The following is an 18,214-nucleotide window of genomic DNA, read 5'->3' on the forward strand; positions in this document are numbered from 1 at the left end:
ATGATCGCGCAGCGCGGGCGCCGGTGGGCGGATCCGGTGCGGCCGGGGGAGTAAACCCGCTCGCGGTGTTGTTCCCCCACACCTACCCTGGAGGCATATGACCCACGCACACGACCTCACCCTCGACTCCGACCTCGAGCCCGACCTCGACTCCGGGCTCGACTCCGAGCTCGATTCCGCGCTGGCCGAGACGGCCGACTGGGAGGACCCCGACGTCGAGTCGGGCTACGCCGCCGACGGGCCCGACCCGGAGGACGACCCCACCACGGGCGCCATGGACCTCGCCGAGCGCCACCAGCTGCGCCGCGTGGCCAGCCTGCGCACCGAGCTCGAGGACATCACCGAGGTCGAGTACCGCCAGCTGCGCCTCGAGCGCGTCGTGCTGGTCGGGGTGTGGACCGAGGGCACCACCCAGGACGCCGAGAACTCCATGGCCGAGCTGGCGCTGCTGGCCGAGACCGCGGGCTCGGAGGTCCTCGACGCGATCTACCAGCGTCGCCAGTCGCCCGACCCGGCGACGTACGTCGGTCGCGGCAAGGTGGAGGGCCTCAAGGAGATCGTCGCGGCCACCGGCGCCGACACCGTCATCTGCGACGGCGAGCTGGCCCCCAGCCAGCTGAGGAACCTCGAGGACCGGCTCAAGGTCAAGGTCGTCGACCGCACGGCGCTGATCCTCGACATCTTCGCCCAGCACGCGAAGTCCAAGGAGGGCCAGGCCCAGACCGAGCTTGCCCAGCTCAACTACATGAAGCAGCGCCTGCGCGGCTGGGGTGGCAACCTCTCGCGCCAGGCCGGTGGCCGGGTCGCCGCCGGTGCCGGCATCGGTGGTCGCGGTCCGGGTGAGACCAAGATCGAGACCGACCGCCGCCGCATCAACACCAAGATCGCCAAGCTGCGTCGCGAGCTCAAGGAGATGAAGGGCACCCGCGACACCAAGCGGGCCGACCGCAAGCGCCACCAGATCCCCGCGGTCGCGATCGCCGGCTACACCAACGCCGGCAAGTCCTCCCTGCTCAACCGGCTCACCAGCGCCGGCGTGCTCGTCGAGGACTCCCTCTTCGCCACCCTCGACCCGACCACGCGCCGCACCACCACCTCCGACGGTCGCGTCTACACGATGAGCGACACCGTCGGCTTCGTGCGCCACCTGCCCCACCAGCTGGTCGAGTCCTTCCGCTCCACGCTGGAGGAGGTGGCCGACGCCGACCTGCTGCTCCACGTCGTCGACGGCTCCCACCCCGACCCCGAGGGCCAGCTGGCCGCCGTGCGGGAGGTGCTGGCCGAGATCGACGCCGGCGACGTGCCCGAGCTGGTGGTCATCAACAAGGCCGACGCGGCCGACCCCATGGTCATCGCCCGGCTGCGGGCCCGTGAGCCCCACTCCGTGGTCGTCTCCGCCCGCACCGGCGAGGGCATCGCCGAGGCCCTGGCCGTGATCGAGGCCGAGCTGCCCCACCCGGAGGTCGCCTTCGAGGCGCTGCTGCCCTACGACCGGGGCGACCTGGTCAACCGGCTGCACCAGGAGGGCGAGATCGACAGCATCGAGCACACCGCCGACGGGTCCCTCGTGCGCGGCCGCGCGACCGAGGCGCTGGCCGGCGAGCTCGCGCCCTACCTCCTCGACGCGGGCGTCGGCACCGCCACGATCGGGTAACGACCGGTCCCGATGTGCTGCGCGGCCCCCGGGTCGTGCCGCACCCTGGTCGCGTGGGGATCCTCGGGACGCGCCGTCGGCGCCTGCTCGCCGGCGTGGCCGGGCTCGGCGCCGTCGTGGCGACGCTGCCGCTGTGGCTGGGGGCCGGCGCGACCGGTGAGGGCGCCTCGCGCTGCGAGACCTTCGCCGCGCAGTCGGCCGCCCGCGCCGCGGCCGTCTCCGGCAGCGGCGCGCCGGTGCTCGTCGTGGGTGACTCCTACTCCGCCGGCCTCGGCCTCGACGACCTCACCACGTCGTGGCCCGCCCGGCTGCCCGGCGAGGTGCACGTGGCGGGCTTCTCCGGCTCCGGCTTCAGCCCCGGTGCCTCCTCCTGCGGCGCCCGGGTCGCCTACGACCGCCGCGCCCCCGAGGCGCTGGCCCGCCTCGCCGCCGACGACCCCGCCGGCGCCGACGACGCCGTCGTGGTGCTCGAGGGCGGCCTCAACGACGTCGACCAGCCCTCGGGCGAGATCGCGGCCGGCTTCGAGCGGCTGCTGGCCGGTCTCGAGGGCCACCGCGTGGTCGTGGTCGGCCCGCCGCTCGCGCCCGAGCGCGCCGCCGCGGTGCCCCGCGTCGACGCGCTGCTGGGCGAGCTGGCCCGCGCGCACGGAGCGGCGTACGTCGCGACCTCGGGCCTCGACCTGACCTACCTGCCCGACCGGCTGCACCTCACGCCCGAGGGCCACCGGGTCTTCGGCGACCACGTCGCCGCGGCGCTCAGCGCAGGCCCGCCAGCCCGGTGAGGTCGACCAGCACCTCGTCGAGGCGCGCCACCAGCGACAGGTGGCCCTCGTCCTCGAAGAGGTGCGCCCGCGCGCCGGGCACGTGCTCGGCCAGCCACGCGCCGTGGGCGTAGGGGACCATCGCGTCCTCGCGGCCCTGCCAGACCGCCACCGGCACGGTGATCGAGGCCAGGTCGAAGCCCCACGGCGCGACGCAGGCCAGGCCGTCGTCGCGCACCCCGACCACGCCCTGGGCGCCGGCGCGGCGGAAGGTCTCGGCCAGCCACTCGGCGTAGGTGTCGTCGAGGGCCGCCTGGTCGACGGGGGTGAGCAGACCGCCCATGGCCTCGGTGAGGTCGGCGGGGGAGGCCTGGAGCACCGGCAGGAACTCGCGCTCGAGGTAGGCGGCGTAGGCCTCGGGCCCCGCGGCGGCCGCGGTGTACTCCGCGACGTTCTCCGGGGCCATGCCCGCCGACCAGTCGAGCCCTGCGCCGTCGTGCGGCGCCACCCCGGCCAGGGTGGCCGCGGCCCGGCAGCGCCCGGGCAGCAGCGCCGCGGTGGCCAGGGCGCGCGGCCCGCCGCCCGACCAGCCGAGGGTCACCAGCTCGTCGACGCCGAGGTGCTCGAGCAGCTCGACGGCGTCGGCGACGTCGTCGGCCATGCGCGGCGGGCCCTGCTCGGCGCGCCGGGGGCTCGAGCCGCCGTAGCCGGCCCGGGAGAAGGTGATCAGGCGCAGCCCCGCCCGGCGCGCGGCCTCGTCGACGGGGGCGTAGGCGACGGCCGCGCTGGGGGAGCCGGAGTGGTAGAGCCACGGGAAGCCGTCGGGGTCGCCGCCGGTGAGGTGCTCCAGGGTGCGGCCGTCGGCCAGCGTCAGGGTGTCGGTGAGGGTGTCCACCTCGGCAGCCTAGGTGGTGCGGCGCCGGTGCGGCCCCGGCCCGACGGGGGTTCTCCACCGCTGCCGCTCGGGGCCCGTCGGGCTGTCGGCGAGCGCGGTTAGGGTTCTCTGGTGCCGCAGACCCCCGCCCCCAGCCAGACCGCCCCCGCGGCGCCCGCCGCGAGCCCCGGCGACGCCCGCGCGGTCACCCGGGTGCTGTCGGCGGCCGTGGCCGCGCTCGGCGGGCAGGAGCGGGCGGGCCAGGTGCAGATGGCCGAGGCCGTCTCGCGCGCGCTGGAGTCGGAGGAGCACCTGCTCGTCCAGGCCGGCACCGGCACGGGCAAGTCGCTGGGCTACCTCGTGCCGTCCCTGGTCCACGACGGCCGGGTGGTCGTCGCCACCGCCACCCTGGCCCTCCAGCACCAGCTCGTGGAGCGCGACCTGCCCCGCCTGGTCGAGGCGGTCAAGGACCAGCCCGGCATCGACACCTCCTACGCCGTGCTCAAGGGCCGCTCCAACTACGCCTGCCTCCACCGCATCCGCGAGGGGGTGCCCGACGACCAGGGCGCGCTGGTGCAGATGCCCGAGGGCTCGATGGGCCAGAAGGTCCTCGAGCTGCGGGCCTGGGCCGAGGAGGAGGCCGAGCAGGGCGGGTCGGGGGAGCGCGACGCCGCGCCGCGCCACACCGACCGCGAGTGGCGCCAGGTCAGCGTGGGCCACCGTGACTGCCTGGGCGCCAGCAAGTGCCCCTTCGGCCAGGAGTGCTTCGTCGAGCTCGCGCGCGAGAAGGCCCAGCGCTCCCACCTCATCGTCACCAACCACTCGCTGCTGGCCATCGACGCCATCGAGGGCGTGCCGATGATCCCCGACTACGACGCGGTGGTCATCGACGAGGCCCACGAGCTCACCGCCCGGGTCACCCAGGCCGCCACCGACGAGCTGGCCGTCGGCGACGTCGAGCGCGCCGCGCGCCGCTCCCAGCGCTGGGTCGACGGCAGCGAGGCCGACGACCTCGCCGACGCCGCCGGCGCGCTGCGCGACGCCATGGACGCCGCCACCCCGGGGCGCTTCGAGCAGCTGCCGCAGCAGCTCGGCGACGCCCTCGAGCTGGTGCGCGACGCCGCGCGCACCTGCCTGTCGGCCTACCCCCGCGAGCAGAAGGAGGCCGGCGAGGGCGGCGACGCCGGGCGCGCGCAGGCCCGCGGCTCGGTGCAGGAGGTCTTCACCACCGCCGAGCGGATGGCGGGTCTCTCCGAGCACGACGTGCTCTGGCTCAACGAGGGCGGCCAGGCCGGTGCCTCGCGCATCCCCCCGCGGCTCCACGTCGCGCCGCTGCAGGTGTGGGGCCCGATGCGCGACAAGCTGCTCTCGGAGAAGACGGTGGTCTTCACCAGCGCCACCCTCATGCTCGGCGGCGACTTCGCCAACGTCGCGACCGGCGTGGGCCTCAAGCCCTCCGAGCGCGTCGACGTCGGCAGCGACGTCACCGGCTCGGGGGCGCTGCCCTGGCGCGGGATCGACGTCGGCAGCCCCTTCGACTACGGCCAGCAGGCGATCCTCTACGTCGCCCGCCACCTGCCGCCCCCGGGTCGCGACGGGCTCGCTAAGGCCCAGCTCGACGAGATCGTCGACCTCGTCGACGCCGCCGACGGCCGCACCCTCGGGCTCTTCTCCAGCCGCCGGGCCGCCGAGGCCGCGGCCGAGGCGGTGCGCGAGCGGCTGCCGCACCTGACCACGCTGGCGCAGGGCGACGCCCAGCTGCCCGAGCTGGCCAAGCAGTTCGTCTCCGACCCCCACACCTGCCTCTTCGGCACGCTCACGCTGTGGCAGGGCCTCGACGTGCCCGGCGAGACCTGCCAGCTCGTGCTCATCGACCGGATCCCCTTCCCGCGGCCCGACGACCCGCTGATGAGCGCCCGGCAGCGCGCCGCCGACAAGGCCGGCGGCAACGGCTTCATGCAGGTCGCCGCCACCCACGCCGCCCTGCTCATGGCCCAGGGCGCCGGCCGGCTGATCCGCACCACCAGCGACCGCGGCGTCGTGGCCGTGCTCGACCCCCGGCTGGCCACCGCCCGCTACGGCGGCTTCCTCAAGGCCAGCCTGCCGCCGATGTGGACCACGACCGACCCGGCCGTGGTCCGCAAGGCCCTCGCGCGCCTCGCCGCCGGCTGAGGGCTCAGATCCGGGCGCGACCCTCGTAGAGCGCCGCGCCCGACGGCAGCCCGAAGAACGACGCCACGGTGGGAGCCACGTCGAGGGTGCGGGCGTGGGCCGAGGACGCCTTCCCCCGCGGCACCCGCGGGTGGCCGCCGGCGAGGAAGAACGGGATGGCCCGGGTGGCCGGGTGGCCGTGGTTGCCGGGGATCGGGTTCGAGGTCAGCGGGTCGGGGTCGCTGAAGCGCCACCCCGCCCGGCAGAAGACCACGACGTCGCCGGCCTCGGGGCCCAGGCGCAGCCACCCGGCGCGGCGGTCCCATGCCTTCAGCACGCCCTCGGCCTCCTCCGCGATCGCGCGGATGCGGCGTACGGCCTCGGCGCGCTGGCTCGACGGACCGGTCCAGTAGACGAGGTCGGCGCCGCCGTTGTCGGCGATGACGACCTTGCCGGCGAGGAAGGGGTCGGCCTCGAGCGGGGCCTGCAGCGAGACGACCTGGGTGGGCAGCGACCAGTCCATCGAGTGGTCGGCGAGCACGACGAGCATCGAGTGCTCCCAGCGCCCCGAGCTCTTGAGCTCCTCGACGAACCGACCGACCAGGGCGTCGGTGGCCGCCAGTGCGGTGCGGCGCGCGAGCTGGAGGGTCGTGCCGGTGAGGTCGGAGTGGCCGAAGCGGTCGATGTCGCCGAGGTTGACGAAGACCAGGTGCGGGTCGAACTCCTCCAGCATCGCGAGCGTGGCCTGCATGGTGAAGACGTCGGGGGCGTAGCCGGCCACCGGGACGATCGGCATCGGCTCCCAGCGGTGGGTGGCGCGCTCGCCGAAGACGCCGTAGAGGTACTCCTTCGACAGCACCGTTCCCGTGCGCAGGCCGCGGCGGTTGAGCCGCTCGATCACCGTCGGCACCTTGATGTCGCTGGCGCGGTCCATGTCGCGGATCGCGCCGAGCTCGCGGTCGAGGATCGCGTTGGCCGGCACGCCGGTGCGGTCGGGGCGCTGGCCGGTCATCATCATCACGTGGTTGGGGATGGTCTCCATGACCGGCATGGAGGAGGCGCGCGGGAAGCGCAGTCCGCCCTCGCGGAGGGCGTGGAGGTTCGGGGTCAGGCCGCTGTCGATCTCCTCGGGCCGGCAGCCGTCGACGACGATCACGTAGGCCCGCCTGCGGGTGTCGGCCCCGCCGGCGGCCCGGGCGACCTGCGTGCCGGCGAGGGTGGAGAAGAGCAGTCCGGCGGCGCCGGCCGTGATCGCCGTACGCCGACCGGTGCGCAGCTCGCCGAGGCCGCGGGCGAAGGGGCGCTCCTCGTGGCTGTCGTGGTGGTCGGCGTGGGGGGTGGTTGTGCACATCAGGCGTCACCCCCGACGGGGGCGTCGACCTGCTCGATCCGGCTGGTGCCGGCGGCGGTGGCGAAGGAGACCGACCAGGTGATCGCGGTGTCGCGGTCGTCGCGGGCCCCGATGACGTACCAGTCCATCTGGGCGCGGGCGGGGGTGACGTCGAGGACCGAGAAGCCGTGGTCGTCGAAGTCGAGGTACTTGATGTGGCGGTTGTTGGCCAGGATGACCTGCTCGACCAGGGTGGAGGTGGTGTCCGGCGGGGTGCCGGTGATGTCCTTGAGGTTGTTGGAGGTCACCGAGGTGCACACGAACTCCACACCCAGGGAGTCGCCGACCACCGGGTAGGTGGAGGTGTCGAGCGGCAGCTCGCAGGCCCAGGCGGAGTGGATGTCGCCGGTGAGGAACACGGTGTCCTTCACCTGGTGGTCGTCGAGGTGGGTCAGCACCTCACGGCGGTCGGCGGTGTAGCCGTCCCACTGGTCGACGTTGTAGGGCGCACCGTCGCCGGGCAGCAGCCCCGTCACGTCGTTGACCGGCTGGACCAGCGCGTCGGGCAGGTCGGCGAAGGTCACTGGCGCGATCATCACCGGGTTGCCGATGACCTTCCACTGCGGCCGGTGGTCGCGGCTCAGGGAGTCCTTGAGCCAGGCCATCTGGCGCGCGCCCGTGATCGTGCGGTCGGGGTCGCTCACGGCCGGGTCGACCGCCGGCGTGGCCACCTGCTGGTCGCGGTAGGTGCGCAGGTCGAGCATGCTGATCTCCAGCAGCGTGCCGAAGCGCAGCCGCCGGAAGAGCCGGGCGCCGTCGCCCAGCGCGGCCGTGCCGTCCATGCGCACGGGCATCCACTCGTCGTAGGCGCGGTGCGCGCGGGCCCGCCGGCGCCGGTAGTCGCCCTCACCGCCCTCGCCGGTGCCGGGGGTGTGGTTCTCCGCCCCGCCCCGCCACTGGTCGTTGGTGACCTCGTGGTCGTCCCAGGTGACGATCCAGGCGTAGCGGGCGTGGGCGTCCTGGAGGTCGGGGTCCTGCTTGTACTGCGCGTGGCGCTGGCGGTAGTCGGCCAGCGAGACCATCTCGTGGTCGGGCACGTGGCGGCGCACGTCGACGTTGTCGGCGCCCATGCCGTACTCGCCGGGACCGTACTCGTAGAGGTAGTCGCCGAGGTGCATGATCGCGTGCAGGTCCTCGCGCGCGGCGAGCCCGCGGTAGGCGGAGAAGAAGCCGGCCTGGAGGTTGGCGCACGACACCACGCCGAAGCGGAGGTGGTCGGGGGAGGCCTGGGGCGCGGGAGCGGTGCGGGTGCGACCGGTGCGACTGGCCTGGCCGTCGAGGCGGAAGCGGTAGTAGTACTCGGTCGACGGGCGCAGGCCGGTGGCGTCGACCTTGACGGTGTGGTCGCGGCTGGGCCCGGTGCGCACGCGGCCGCGGCGCACCACGCGGCGGAAGCGGGGGTCGGTGGCGACCTCCCAGACCACCTCGACGGAGGGGCCCCGGCCCGAGCCGGGGGTGCTGCCCGGGGTCGGGGTGACCCGGGTCCACAGCACCACGGCGTCGGGCAGCGGGTCGCCGGAGGCGACCCCGTGGCGGAAGACGCGGGCGCGGCGGGCCGCGGGCCGCGAGGGGGCCGCGGTGGCGCGGTCGGCGCCGACGCGCAGGCCGAGGGCGCCGACGCCGACCGCGCCCCCGGCCAGGACCGTACGCCGGCGCGGAGCCGGAACGGTCGCGGTCGGGGCGGTCGGGCCGGTCGGGCCGGTCGGGCCGGTGTCGCGGGAGGGCTGCGGGGCGGTGTCGCTCGTGGTCACGACGCGTTCAACGACGCGGCGGCGGCGCCGTGACGGCCTCGCCGCGACCCGCACCGATCGTTCACCTGCCGGGCGCGGTCCCGTCACCCGGCAGGGACGACCCGCCCGGTGAGGGTGGAGCGGAGGCCGTCGTCGACCGGGCGACCACCGCAGGGCCACGTGCTCGTCCCGCCGTTGCTGCAGTTGCGGTAGCGGGTGCTGGCGTTGACCAGCGTGACCTCGACGTAGGAGGTGCGGGCCGAGGAGAAGCCGACCCGGGTGGCGGCGTCACCGGCGCGGTCCAGCCGCAGGACCCGGGTCGAGGGCGTGCCGGAGGTGGGCACGACGGTGACGACCGCCGCGGAGCCCCGCGTCGGAGACGGCAGGTCGAGGGACAGCCGGAGCCGCCAGCCGCCCCCGAGGCCGGCACCCGGGGTGAAGCGCTGGCTGGCGCTGCTGAGGTGGTCGAGGTAGACCTGCTGGGCGCCCACGGAGCGCTTCGAGCCCGTCAGGGTCGTGCGCTTCCACAGGGGGGCCTTGGGGTAGGACTGCGCCCTGCCCTCGGCGTAGGCGCGGCCGGGGCGCAGGTTGGCGTCGGCGAAGCGGGCGAAGGACTCGCTCAGGGACACGTCGTGCTGGCGGCGCAGCACCTGCTCGACGGCCTGGGTGGAGTACTCGTCACGGTCGCCGGCGGCGGCGCCGGCGCGCTCCCAGATCTTGCGCACCAGCACGGGCAGTCCGCCGACCGCGGCGGGGTGGCGCTCGGTGAGGTGGCGGAAGAAGATCCAGTCGCCGTAGACCGCGAGGTCCTCGTCGCGGTCCATCGACTGCCGCGGGTGGGAGAGCGGGCTGTCGGCGAGGTACTGCACGTTGTCGTTCACCGAGTCGAAGAGCTCGTCCTCGGCCCAGGTGGCGGTGGCCTCGATGAGCCAGCCGTCCTCGCCGGCGTCGTAGGCGTACTGGACGGCGTGGAAGTACTCGTGCGCCGCGGTCACCTGGAGGTTCTCGGTCGGCAGGTTCGTGGGGAACTGCCCGGTGCGGTAGTCGTTGTCGAGCACGCAGTAGGCGGGCACGGCGCGCGCGTCGTCGGGCACGTCGTCGTCGGAGGTGCAGTAGCCGTAGAAGCTCATGCTGCCGACGTCGCCGAGGTAGACGTCGGTGCGGGCGTCGCCGCCCTTGGCGCCGTCGGGCAGCGGCGTGCGGTAGCCCGCGCCGGCGTAGGTGTCGTGCACGTCCTGGAGGGTCGAGAGGGCGAAGTCGACGTAGTCCGGGACGCCGTTGCCCGCACCACCGGCGCCCCCGCTCGCGTCCTTGGCCGGCACGTTGTTGCCCGAGGCGCCGCCGACGACGTAGTGCACGCACAGGTCGTCGGTGCAGACGCGCTGCACGGTGTCGCCCTCGTAGTCGAGGTAGCCGTCGCCGCGCCTGTCGGTCGGCCGGGCGAGGTAGGCCGCGGCCTCCGCGCGGTCGGCGGGGGAGAGGGCGTCCATGCTCAGCGCGAGGTCGCGCAGCGCCCCCGTGAGGTCGGCCTCGCCGGCCTGCGTGAGGGTCTGCTGGGCCTCCGCGGGGCTGGTCGCCGGGTCGACCAGCGTCTCGACCACTGCGAGGGCCGCGAGGGCGTGCTCGTCCGGCGTCTCGGTCCCGTCCGCACCGGGCAGCCCAGGGAGCCCAGGGAGCCCAGGGACCTCGGGCAGGTCGACCCGGGGGGCGGCGACGGCCGTGCCGGGCAGGGCCGAGACCGTCAGGGTCGAGACGGACAGGGCGCCCGCGAGGAGCAGGGCGGACAGGGGACGAAGGCGCACGTCGGGCACTCCAGTGGGTCGAGGGTTCCGGCTCTCGCTCCAGGCTCTCACGGGTCGCCGACACCCCGGGTGGGTGCGGCGGCGGGCTAGACGCTGCGCAGGACCGCGGTGACGACGCCCAGGATCGTGGCGTGGGTGCCGTCGATCGGGTCGTAGGCCTCGTTGTGCGGCAGCAGCCAGACCTGGCCGTTCTTGCGCTGCAGGGTCTTCACCGTCGCCTCGCCGTCGATGAGGGCGGCGACGATGGTGCCGTTGTCGGCGGTCTGCTCCTTGCGGATGACGACGTAGTCGCCGCTGCAGATCGCCGCGTCGATCATCGAGTCGCCCACGACCTCGAGCAGGAAGAGCTGCCCCTCGCCGACGAGCTGCTTGGGCAGGGGGAAGACGTCCTGCACCTGCTCCTCGGCCAGGATCGGGCCGCCGGCCGCGATCCGGCCGACGACCGGGACGTAGGTGGCGGCCGGCACGGAGTCGCCGACACCGGTCTCGTCGTAACCGCTCTCCTCGGCCGCCGAGATCGACCGGCGGGCGGCCATCACCTCGGGCAGGAAGACCTCCAGCGCCCGGGGCCGGTTGGGGTCGCGCTTGAGGAAGCCCTTCTCCTCGAGCACCTTGAGCTGATGGGCGACGCTCGAGGTGCTGGTGAGGCCGACCGCGTTGCCGATCTCGCGCATGCTCGGCGGGTAGCCGCGCTTCTCGATCGCGTCGCGGATGGTGGCCAGCACCCGCAGCTGCCGCGGGGTGAGGCCGGTGGCGTCGGGTGCACCGTCGGGCAGCTCGGTCACCGTGCCGTCCGCCGTGCCGTCGGTCGGGCCCTCCGTGGGACCGCCCCCGGTCCGCCCCCGGGTGTCCTTGGTCGCCATCGTCTGCCTCTCCGCTGGTCGGTGCCACCGATCGGTGTCGCTGGTCGCCCGGTCGGGCGACGTGCTCACCATGCCAGGAGGCCCCGAGGGTTTCAAACACCTGTTCGAACGGCGTGTCGGACCGTTCGCGACGCCCGAGGCCCGCGGGTTCGGGCCTCCGTGCCGGACGGGCGGTCGAACAGATGTTCGTCCGACCCCTTGTGCTGTTCGAACGCGTGATCTAACGTCGTACACATGTTCGATCGAACGTGTGGTCGATCCGGTGCCCGACGGCGGTCCTCCAGGACTGTCGGTGGTCACCACTAGACATCACCTCGTCCACCTCGAGCTCCACCCCACGGCTGACCGCCCCCTTCCCCAGGAGGTCCCCATGAGCACCACGATCCAGCACCCCGCCGCATCCCGTGTCGCCACGCACCACGTGCGGCTGACCCGGCGTGGGCGACTCGTGGTGTTCACGCTCTCGCTCCTGGCCATCCTCGCCGTCGGCGTGTGGTTGGCCGCCGGGTCGGTGGCCACCTCCCAGGCGCAGCCCACCGAGGTGATCGTGGTCGGCACCGGCGAGACGCTGTGGGACATCGCGGCCGACGTCGCCGACGACGGTGACGTGCGCTCGACGATCGCCGAGATCCAGCAGCTCAACGACCTCGACGGCGGCATGGTCGCCGCGGGCCAGCGTCTGCGCATCCCGCTGGCGTGACCTCGGGCGCCGTCGTCGGCGCCCCCATCGACATCACCGGTCGCTTCGACCCCGGCCGGTGAGCAGCGGGGAAGGTGCAGGAGGGCGGGCCCCACCGGGCCCGCCCTCCTCTGCCGTCCAGGGGTGCTGCCAGCCGGTCAGCGCGCCGCGCGGCGTCCGCCGGGCGGGCGCGGTGCGGTCGGCTCGAGGTCCTCGCCGTCGCCGTCCGGGGCGGCGCTGGTCGGTGTGCTGGTGATGCCGAGCTCGCGGAGCAGGCGTGCCACCAGCAGGAGGCCGACGAAGAGACACGCCACGGCCCCGACCGAGGCCAGGGCGAGGAACGCCCAGGAGCCGGAGTCGCCGTCGCGGGCAGCGGTGCCGAAGTCGATCGCGGCGTAGACGAGGTAGCCCCAGGCCACGACGGCCGCCGTCACGGCCAGGGCCAGCGCCAGCAGGCGCGGGCGCAGCTGGCGGGGCGCCCGGGTGCCCTTGCGCGAGCCCGCTCGCTTGCCCGCTGTCGCCACGGGCTCATTCTGTCCGATCGGCAGGGACTTCGCAGCGCGACACCACCATCGCGTCGCGCCCGTCGACCCGGAGCCCTGACCCGGTGCCCTGACCCGGTGGCTGGCACGGTGGGGGGCATGGAGGTCCTCCCCGACATTGTGGCCGCGGAGCCGGCGATCGTGTTCTGCGGCCTGGCCGGCGCCGACTCGACCCGCACCCGGGAGCACTACTACGACTCGCCCGGCAACTCCTTCTGGGAGTCGGTGCACCTGTCCGGTCTCTCGCCGCGTCGGTTGCGGCCGGAGGAGGACCGTGAGGTGGCCGCCCTCGGTCTCGGCCTCACCGACCTGGTCGGCCACTGGGACCCGCGGTGGGTCGAGATCGACGAGCTCGTCGCCAAGGTGGGGCGCTGGCGGCCCGACTGGCTGGCCTTCACCAGCAAGGGTGTCGCCCACGAGGCCGCGCGTGCGCTGGGTCGACGCGCGCACCCCCGACTCGGCGCCCACGATTGGTACGTCGGGACCGCGCAGGTCTTCGTGCTGCCCGGGACGAGCGGGGCCAACCATCGTCGGGACTACGACGGTCGGCCCACGCGCGTCGCGTGGTGGCGCGAGCTGGCCCAGCTGGCCGGTCGCGCCTGAGTCCTCAGTTGACGGTGAGCACCATCCGGAAGCGCGCGTCGCCGGCCATCATCCGGGCGTAGGCCTCGTTGGCCTGCTCCAGCGGCATGGTCTCGATCTGCGCCTCGACGCCGGTGAGGGCGCTGAAGTTCAGGGTGTCCTCGCTGTCGGCCGCGGTGCCCGAGGCGTGACCGGCCACGGAGCCGTTGATCGGGATGAGGGCGGCGGCCGGCACGGGGATGGGCTGCTCGGCCGCGCCGACCACGACCAGCTCGCCGTCGACGCCCAGACCGGGGATGGTGGAGGCGACGGCCTCGCCGTTGGTGACGGTGGAGAGCACGACGCGGGCGCCGCCGAGCTTGGCCAGCTCCTCGCCGGGGTCGGTGGCGGTGGAGTCGATGTAGGTGTGCGCGCCCAGGCCCAGGGCGAGGTCGGCCTTCTCGGTGCCGCGGGCGATGGCGGCGACGCGGAAGCCCATCTTGGCGGCGTACTGCACGCCGAGGTGGCCCAGGCCGCCGACGCCGAGCACGGCGACCAGGTCGCCGGGGCGCGCACCCGTGCGGCGCAGGCCGTTGTAGGTCGTGACGCCCGCGCACATCAGGGGGGCGGCGAGCTCGGGGGCGAGCTCCTCGGGCATGGCGGCCATGGCCGCGGCGGGCACCAGCACGTAGTCGGCGTAGCCGCCGTCGCGCTGGACACCGGGGATCTGGGTGTTCTCGCAGGCGATCAGTGCGCCCATCCGGCAGGGGCGGCACCAGCCGCAGGCTCCGCCGTACCAGCCGACGCCGACGCGCTGGCCCTCGCTCCAGCCCTGCACGCCCTCGCCCAGGCTGTGCACGGAGCCGGCGACCTCGTGGCCGGGCACCACGGGGAAGCTGACGCCGGGGTAGACGCCCTCGCGGGCGAACATGTCGCTGTGGCAGACGCCGCAGGCGGCGACCTTCACCACGGCCTCGCCGGGTCCCGGGGTCGGCACCGGGCGCTCCTCAAGGGTGAACTCCTGGCTCTTGGCCTTGACCACCATGGCTCGCATCGTCTCGCTCATGGCACGGACGCTAGGCCGAGCGGGGCACCGACCGGCTCACCCCATGCGGCAGGACGGGGAGCCCCGTCGAGCCCGTGGAGCCGCGACACGCCCGGACCGCGGTCGGTACGGACCACCGTGCGGCCGCCCTCGCACCCCGCTGACCTGCGGGTTTGGCGGAGCCCCCGACGCGACTCGGCGGGACACGCCGGACAGGTTGCGCGGTGTGCGCGACGGGCGTACGGTTCCCCTACATCTAGTACTTACACGGATGTAGTTATCCACATCTAGTGCACAGCGCCGGGGTGGATGGTTCACAACAGGCCCGGTGTTCTCCACATGACCGGCCGCTTTATCCACAGCTCCTGGCCACCCGACGAGGGTGTCACAGGCGCGCCGCCACGCTCCCGCAGCCGTCCCGCACCGTCCGTTCGACCCGTCCGAGAGGAGACCTGTCGTGCACTGCCCGTTCTGCCACCACGCCGACACCAAGGTCCTCGACTCGCGGGTCGGCGACGACGGCGGCTCGGTGCGCCGGCGTCGGCAGTGCCTGGCGTGCAGGGAGCGGTTCACCACCGTCGAGCTCATGCCGCTCGCCGTGGTGAAGCGCTCCGGCGCGACCGAGCCGTTCCACCGCGAGAAGGCCGTCGCCGGTGCCCGCAAGGCCTGCAAGGGCCGGCCGGTCACCGAGGACGACCTGGCCTGCCTCGGCCAGGCCGTCGAGGACGCCCTGCGCGGCCTCGGCCAGGCCGAGGTGCCCGCCCACGAGGTTGGGCTGGCCATCCTCGCGCCGCTGCGGGAGCTCGACGAGGTGGCCTACCTCCGCTTCGCCAGCGTCTACAAGGCCTTCGAGTCCGCCGAGGACTTCGAGGCGGAGATCGCCCAGCTGCGCACCCACCGCGCCGAGCAGCTCACCGAGCTGGTCGAGGGGCGCGACCCCCAGCCCACCACGGGCTGACCCAGACCGCCCGGCAGGCAGTGGGGAAGCTGCCTGCCGGGCGCACCACCTCCTCCCCACCGGACCGACCCCCACGCCGGTCCGCCCCCCGAGTGTCGGTGGTCAGCGCGACCATCGACACGAGCCCGACCACGCACCACACGACCAGCACGCGACACAGCCAATACGCGACACAGCCAATACGCGACACAGCCAGCACGCGACACAGGGAGAGCAGCACATGACGGAGACGATGAGTGGGGCCCAGACCGGCGCCTCGGCGGCGGGCAAGGGCCTGACCTTCGAGCGCACGTTCAGCACCGCCGGCGTGCACCCCTACGACGAGATCACCTGGGAGCGCCGCGACGTCGTCCAGACCAACTGGAAGACCGGTGCCACCGTCTTCGAGCAGAAGAACGTGGAGTTCCCCGACTTCTGGTCGGTCAACGCCTCCACGATCGTCACCACCAAGTACTTCCGCGGCGCCGTCGGCTCCGACACCCGCGAGCAGAGCCTGCGCGAGCTCGTCGACCGGGTCGTGAAGACCTACCGCAAGGGCGGCGAGGACAACGGCTACTTCGCTTCCCCGGCCGACGCCGAGGTCTTCGAGCACGAGCTGACCTGGCTGCTGGTGCACCAGTACTTCTCGTTCAACTCCCCGGTGTGGTTCAACGTCGGCACGCCCTCCCCGCAGCAGGTCTCGGCCTGCTTCATCCTCTCGGTCGACGACTCCATGGACTCGATCCTGAACTGGTACAAGGAGGAGGGCTTCATCTTCAAGGGCGGCTCCGGCGCCGGCCTCAACCTCTCCCGCATCCGCTCCTCCAAGGAGCTGCTCTCCTCCGGCGGCACCGCCTCGGGCCCCGTCTCCTTCATGCGCGGCGCCGACGCCTCCGCCGGCACCATCAAGTCCGGCGGCGCCACGCGCCGCGCGGCGAAGATGGTCGTGCTCGACGTCGACCACCCCGACATCGAGGAGTTCGTGGCGACCAAGGCGCGCGAGGAGGACAAGATCCGCGCCCTGCGCGACGCCGGCTTCGACATGGACCTCGGCGGCGACGACATCACCTCGGTGCAGTACCAGAACGCCAACAACTCTGTGCGCGTCTCCGACGAGTTCATGCGCGCGGTCGAGAACGGCACCGACTTCGGCCTGCGCTCGCGCAAGGACGGCTCGGTCATCGAGACCGTCGACGCCCGCGACCTGTGGCGCAAGATCGCCACCGCCGCGTGGGAGTGCGCCGACCCGGGCATGCAGTACGACGACACCATCAACGACTGGCACACCAACCCCGAGACCGGCCGCATCACCGCGTCCAACCCCTGCTCGGAGTACATGTCGCTCGACAACTCCTCGTGCAACCTCGCCAGCCTCAACCTGCTGAAGTTCCTCAAGGACGACGACACCTTCGACGGCGCGCTGTTCGCGAAGGCCGTGGAGTTCATCATCACCGCGATGGACATCTCCATCTGCTTCGCCGACTTCCCGACCGAGTCGATCGGCCAGACCACCCGCGACTACCGCCAGCTCGGCATCGGCTACGCCAACCTCGGCGCGCTGCTCATGGCCATGGGCCTGGGCTACGACTCCGACGGCGGCCGCGCCATGGCCGCCACCATCACCTCGCTGATGACCGGCACCTCCTACAAGCGCTCGGCCGAGATCGCCGGCGTCGTGGGCCCCTACACCGGCTACGCCCGCAACGCCGACGCCCACAAGCGCGTCATGCGCAAGCACCAGGCCGCCAACGACACGGTGCGCCCGGTCCACATCGCCGACGAGCAGGTCCACAAGCTGGCCACGGCCGCGTGGGCCCAGGTGCAGGAGCTCGGCGCCAAGCACGGCTTCCGCAACGCGCAGGCCTCGGTGCTCGCGCCCACCGGCACCATCGGCTTCATGATGGACTGCGACACCACCGGCATCGAGCCCGACTTCTCGCTGGTCAAGTTCAAGAAGCTCGTCGGCGGCGGCTCCATGCAGATCGTCAACCAGACCATCCCGCGCGCCCTGCGCAAGATGGGCTACCAGCCCGAGCAGGTCGAGGCGATCGTCGACCACATCGCCGCCGAGGGCCACGTCATCGACGCCCCGGGCCTGCGCCAGGAGCACTACGAGGTCTTCGACACCGCCATGGGCGCCCGCGCCCTGGCCCCGATGGGCCACGTGCGGATGATGGCGGCCTGCCAGCCGTTCCTGTCCGGCGCGATCTCCAAGACCGTCAACCTCCCCGAGACCGCCACGGTCGAGGAGATCGAGGACGTCTACTTCCAGTCCTGGAAGCTCGGCCTCAAGGCCACCGCGGTCTACCGCGACAACTGCAAGGTCGGCCAGCCCATGTCGAGCGGCAAGGGCGACAACAAGGGCACCGACTCCAACAAGAGCGCCGACGCCGCCCCGGTCGAGACCAAGGTCGTCGAGAAGGTCGTCTACGCCCCGACCCGCAAGCGTCTGCCCAAGTCGCGCGTCTCGCGCACCACCTCCTTCACCGTGGGTGGCGCCGAGGGCTACATGACCTCGGGTGCGCACGCCGACGGCGAGCTCGGCGAGATCTTCCTCAAGCTCGGCAAGCAGGGCTCGACCCTGGCCGGCGTCATGGACGCGTTCTCGATCGCGGTCAGCATCGGCCTGCAGTACGGCGTGCCGCTGGAGACCTACGTCTCGAAGTTCACCAACCTGCGCTTCGAGCCCGCCGGCCTCACCGACGACCCCGACGTGCGGATGAGCCAGTCGATCATGGACTACATCTTCCGCCGCCTGGCCCTGGACTACCTGCCCTTCGAGCAGCGCCAGGCCATGGGGATCTTCTCCGCCGACGAGCGTCAGCGCTACCTCGAGACCGGCTCCTACGAGCCCGTCGTCGAGACCGGTGGCGCCGCGGAGCTCATCGACGAGCCGGTCGCCTCGGCGTCGGTCGCCGAGCCCGAGACCGTCGAGGGTGTCGTCACCCACGACACCGAGGGCGCCTCGCAGCGCGAGGTCCCGGCCCAGCCGGCCAAGGAGGCCCACACCTCCGCCGAGCTGATGGAGAAGATCACCGGCACCGCGATCGACTCCCCGCTGTGCTTCACCTGCGGCACGAAGATGCGTCCCGCCGGCTCCTGCTACGTCTGCGAGGGCTGCGGCAGCACCTCCGGCTGCAGCTGACGCCTCCAGCATCGTCACCGGCCCGGTCCCTCCTGCACGGAGGGGCCGGGCCGGTGGCCGTTGCGGACGCGACGGAGCCC

At 73.4% G+C, this 18,214-nt stretch carries 14 protein-coding genes; 7 read left to right on the top strand and 7 right to left on the bottom strand.

The window, feature by feature from the left end:
* Positions 1-97: 97 nt before the first annotated feature.
* Together hflX and ASF47_RS19740 are read left to right on the top strand one after the other, a co-directional pair.
* On the top strand, positions 98-1,654 hold the full coding sequence (gene hflX / locus ASF47_RS19735) for a GTPase HflX (RefSeq protein WP_082500548.1): 1,557 nt from the start codon (positions 98-100) through the stop codon (positions 1,652-1,654).
* 53 nt (positions 1,655-1,707) lie between these two features.
* Positions 1,708-2,436 (top strand): SGNH/GDSL hydrolase family protein, encoded by a 729-nt coding sequence (locus ASF47_RS19740; RefSeq protein WP_162242301.1) that lies wholly within the window; start codon positions 1,708-1,710, stop codon positions 2,434-2,436.
* On the opposite strand, the gene ASF47_RS19745 is transcribed toward ASF47_RS19740, so the two are convergent.
* Positions 2,411-3,310: an alpha/beta fold hydrolase gene (locus ASF47_RS19745; RefSeq protein ID WP_056865749.1), complete on the bottom strand. Its 900-nt coding sequence runs from the start codon at positions 3,308-3,310 to the stop codon at positions 2,411-2,413. The genes ASF47_RS19740 and ASF47_RS19745 overlap by 26 nt on opposite strands.
* Before the next feature lie 108 nt (positions 3,311-3,418).
* Here ASF47_RS19745 and ASF47_RS19750 point away from each other — a divergent pair, with 108 nt between their 5' ends.
* The gene (locus ASF47_RS19750; protein WP_442937594.1) at positions 3,419-5,461 is read left to right on the top strand and encodes an ATP-dependent DNA helicase; all 2,043 of its coding nucleotides are present in this window, start codon (positions 3,419-3,421) and stop codon (positions 5,459-5,461) included.
* 4 nt (positions 5,462-5,465) lie between these two features.
* Here the strand turns inward: ASF47_RS19750 and ASF47_RS19755 are convergent, their stop codons facing one another.
* The 4 genes from ASF47_RS19755 to lexA all read right to left on the bottom strand — a co-directional run bounded on the left by ASF47_RS19755 (position 5,466) and on the right by lexA (position 11,225).
* On the bottom strand, positions 5,466-6,791 hold the full coding sequence (locus tag ASF47_RS19755; protein ID WP_082500549.1) for an alkaline phosphatase family protein: 1,326 nt from the start codon (positions 6,789-6,791) through the stop codon (positions 5,466-5,468).
* Positions 6,791-8,581 (bottom strand): alkaline phosphatase D family protein, encoded by a 1,791-nt coding sequence (locus ASF47_RS19760; RefSeq protein ID WP_235558819.1) that lies wholly within the window; start codon positions 8,579-8,581, stop codon positions 6,791-6,793. Before ASF47_RS19760 ends, ASF47_RS19755 begins: the two co-directional genes overlap by 1 nt.
* 83 nt (positions 8,582-8,664) lie before the next feature.
* Positions 8,665-10,362, bottom strand: coding sequence for an MXAN_6640 family putative metalloprotease (locus ASF47_RS19765; RefSeq protein WP_156698079.1), 1,698 nt, complete (start codon positions 10,360-10,362; stop codon positions 8,665-8,667).
* A gap of 86 nt (positions 10,363-10,448) precedes the next feature.
* A complete protein-coding gene (gene lexA / locus ASF47_RS19770) occupies positions 10,449-11,225 on the bottom strand; it encodes a transcriptional repressor LexA (protein WP_228941141.1) in 777 nt (258 codons plus the stop codon).
* Between the two features lie 370 nt (positions 11,226-11,595).
* On the opposite strand from lexA, the gene ASF47_RS21520 reads away from it, so the two are divergent.
* Positions 11,596-11,925, top strand: a complete 330-nt coding sequence (locus ASF47_RS21520) for a LysM peptidoglycan-binding domain-containing protein (protein ID WP_056865751.1) — start codon at positions 11,596-11,598, stop codon at positions 11,923-11,925.
* A 137-nt stretch (positions 11,926-12,062) separates the two neighbouring features.
* Here the strand turns inward: ASF47_RS21520 and ASF47_RS19780 are convergent, their stop codons facing one another.
* A complete protein-coding gene (locus ASF47_RS19780) occupies positions 12,063-12,428 on the bottom strand; it encodes a hypothetical protein (RefSeq protein WP_056865752.1) in 366 nt (121 codons plus the stop codon).
* Between the two features lie 117 nt (positions 12,429-12,545).
* On the opposite strand from ASF47_RS19780, the gene ASF47_RS19785 reads away from it, so the two are divergent.
* The gene (locus ASF47_RS19785) at positions 12,546-13,049 is read left to right on the top strand and encodes a mismatch-specific DNA-glycosylase (protein ID WP_056865753.1); all 504 of its coding nucleotides are present in this window, start codon (positions 12,546-12,548) and stop codon (positions 13,047-13,049) included.
* A gap of 4 nt (positions 13,050-13,053) precedes the next feature.
* Here the strand turns inward: ASF47_RS19785 and ASF47_RS19790 are convergent, their stop codons facing one another.
* Positions 13,054-14,073: an alcohol dehydrogenase catalytic domain-containing protein gene (locus tag ASF47_RS19790; protein ID WP_200919256.1), complete on the bottom strand. Its 1,020-nt coding sequence runs from the start codon at positions 14,071-14,073 to the stop codon at positions 13,054-13,056.
* 436 nt (positions 14,074-14,509) lie between these two features.
* On the opposite strand from ASF47_RS19790, the gene nrdR reads away from it, so the two are divergent.
* Both nrdR and ASF47_RS19800 read left to right on the top strand, forming a co-directional pair.
* Positions 14,510-15,010 (top strand): transcriptional regulator NrdR, encoded by a 501-nt coding sequence (gene nrdR / locus ASF47_RS19795; RefSeq protein ID WP_056865755.1) that lies wholly within the window; start codon positions 14,510-14,512, stop codon positions 15,008-15,010.
* A gap of 220 nt (positions 15,011-15,230) precedes the next feature.
* Entirely contained in the window at positions 15,231-18,134 is a 2,904-nt protein-coding gene (locus tag ASF47_RS19800; protein WP_056865756.1) for a vitamin B12-dependent ribonucleotide reductase, read from the top strand.
* The last annotated feature ends 80 nt before the right edge of the window (positions 18,135-18,214 follow it).

Source organism: Nocardioides sp. Leaf285, assembly GCF_001422955.1.
Classification (GTDB): domain Bacteria; phylum Actinomycetota; class Actinomycetes; order Propionibacteriales; family Nocardioidaceae; genus Nocardioides; species Nocardioides kribbensis.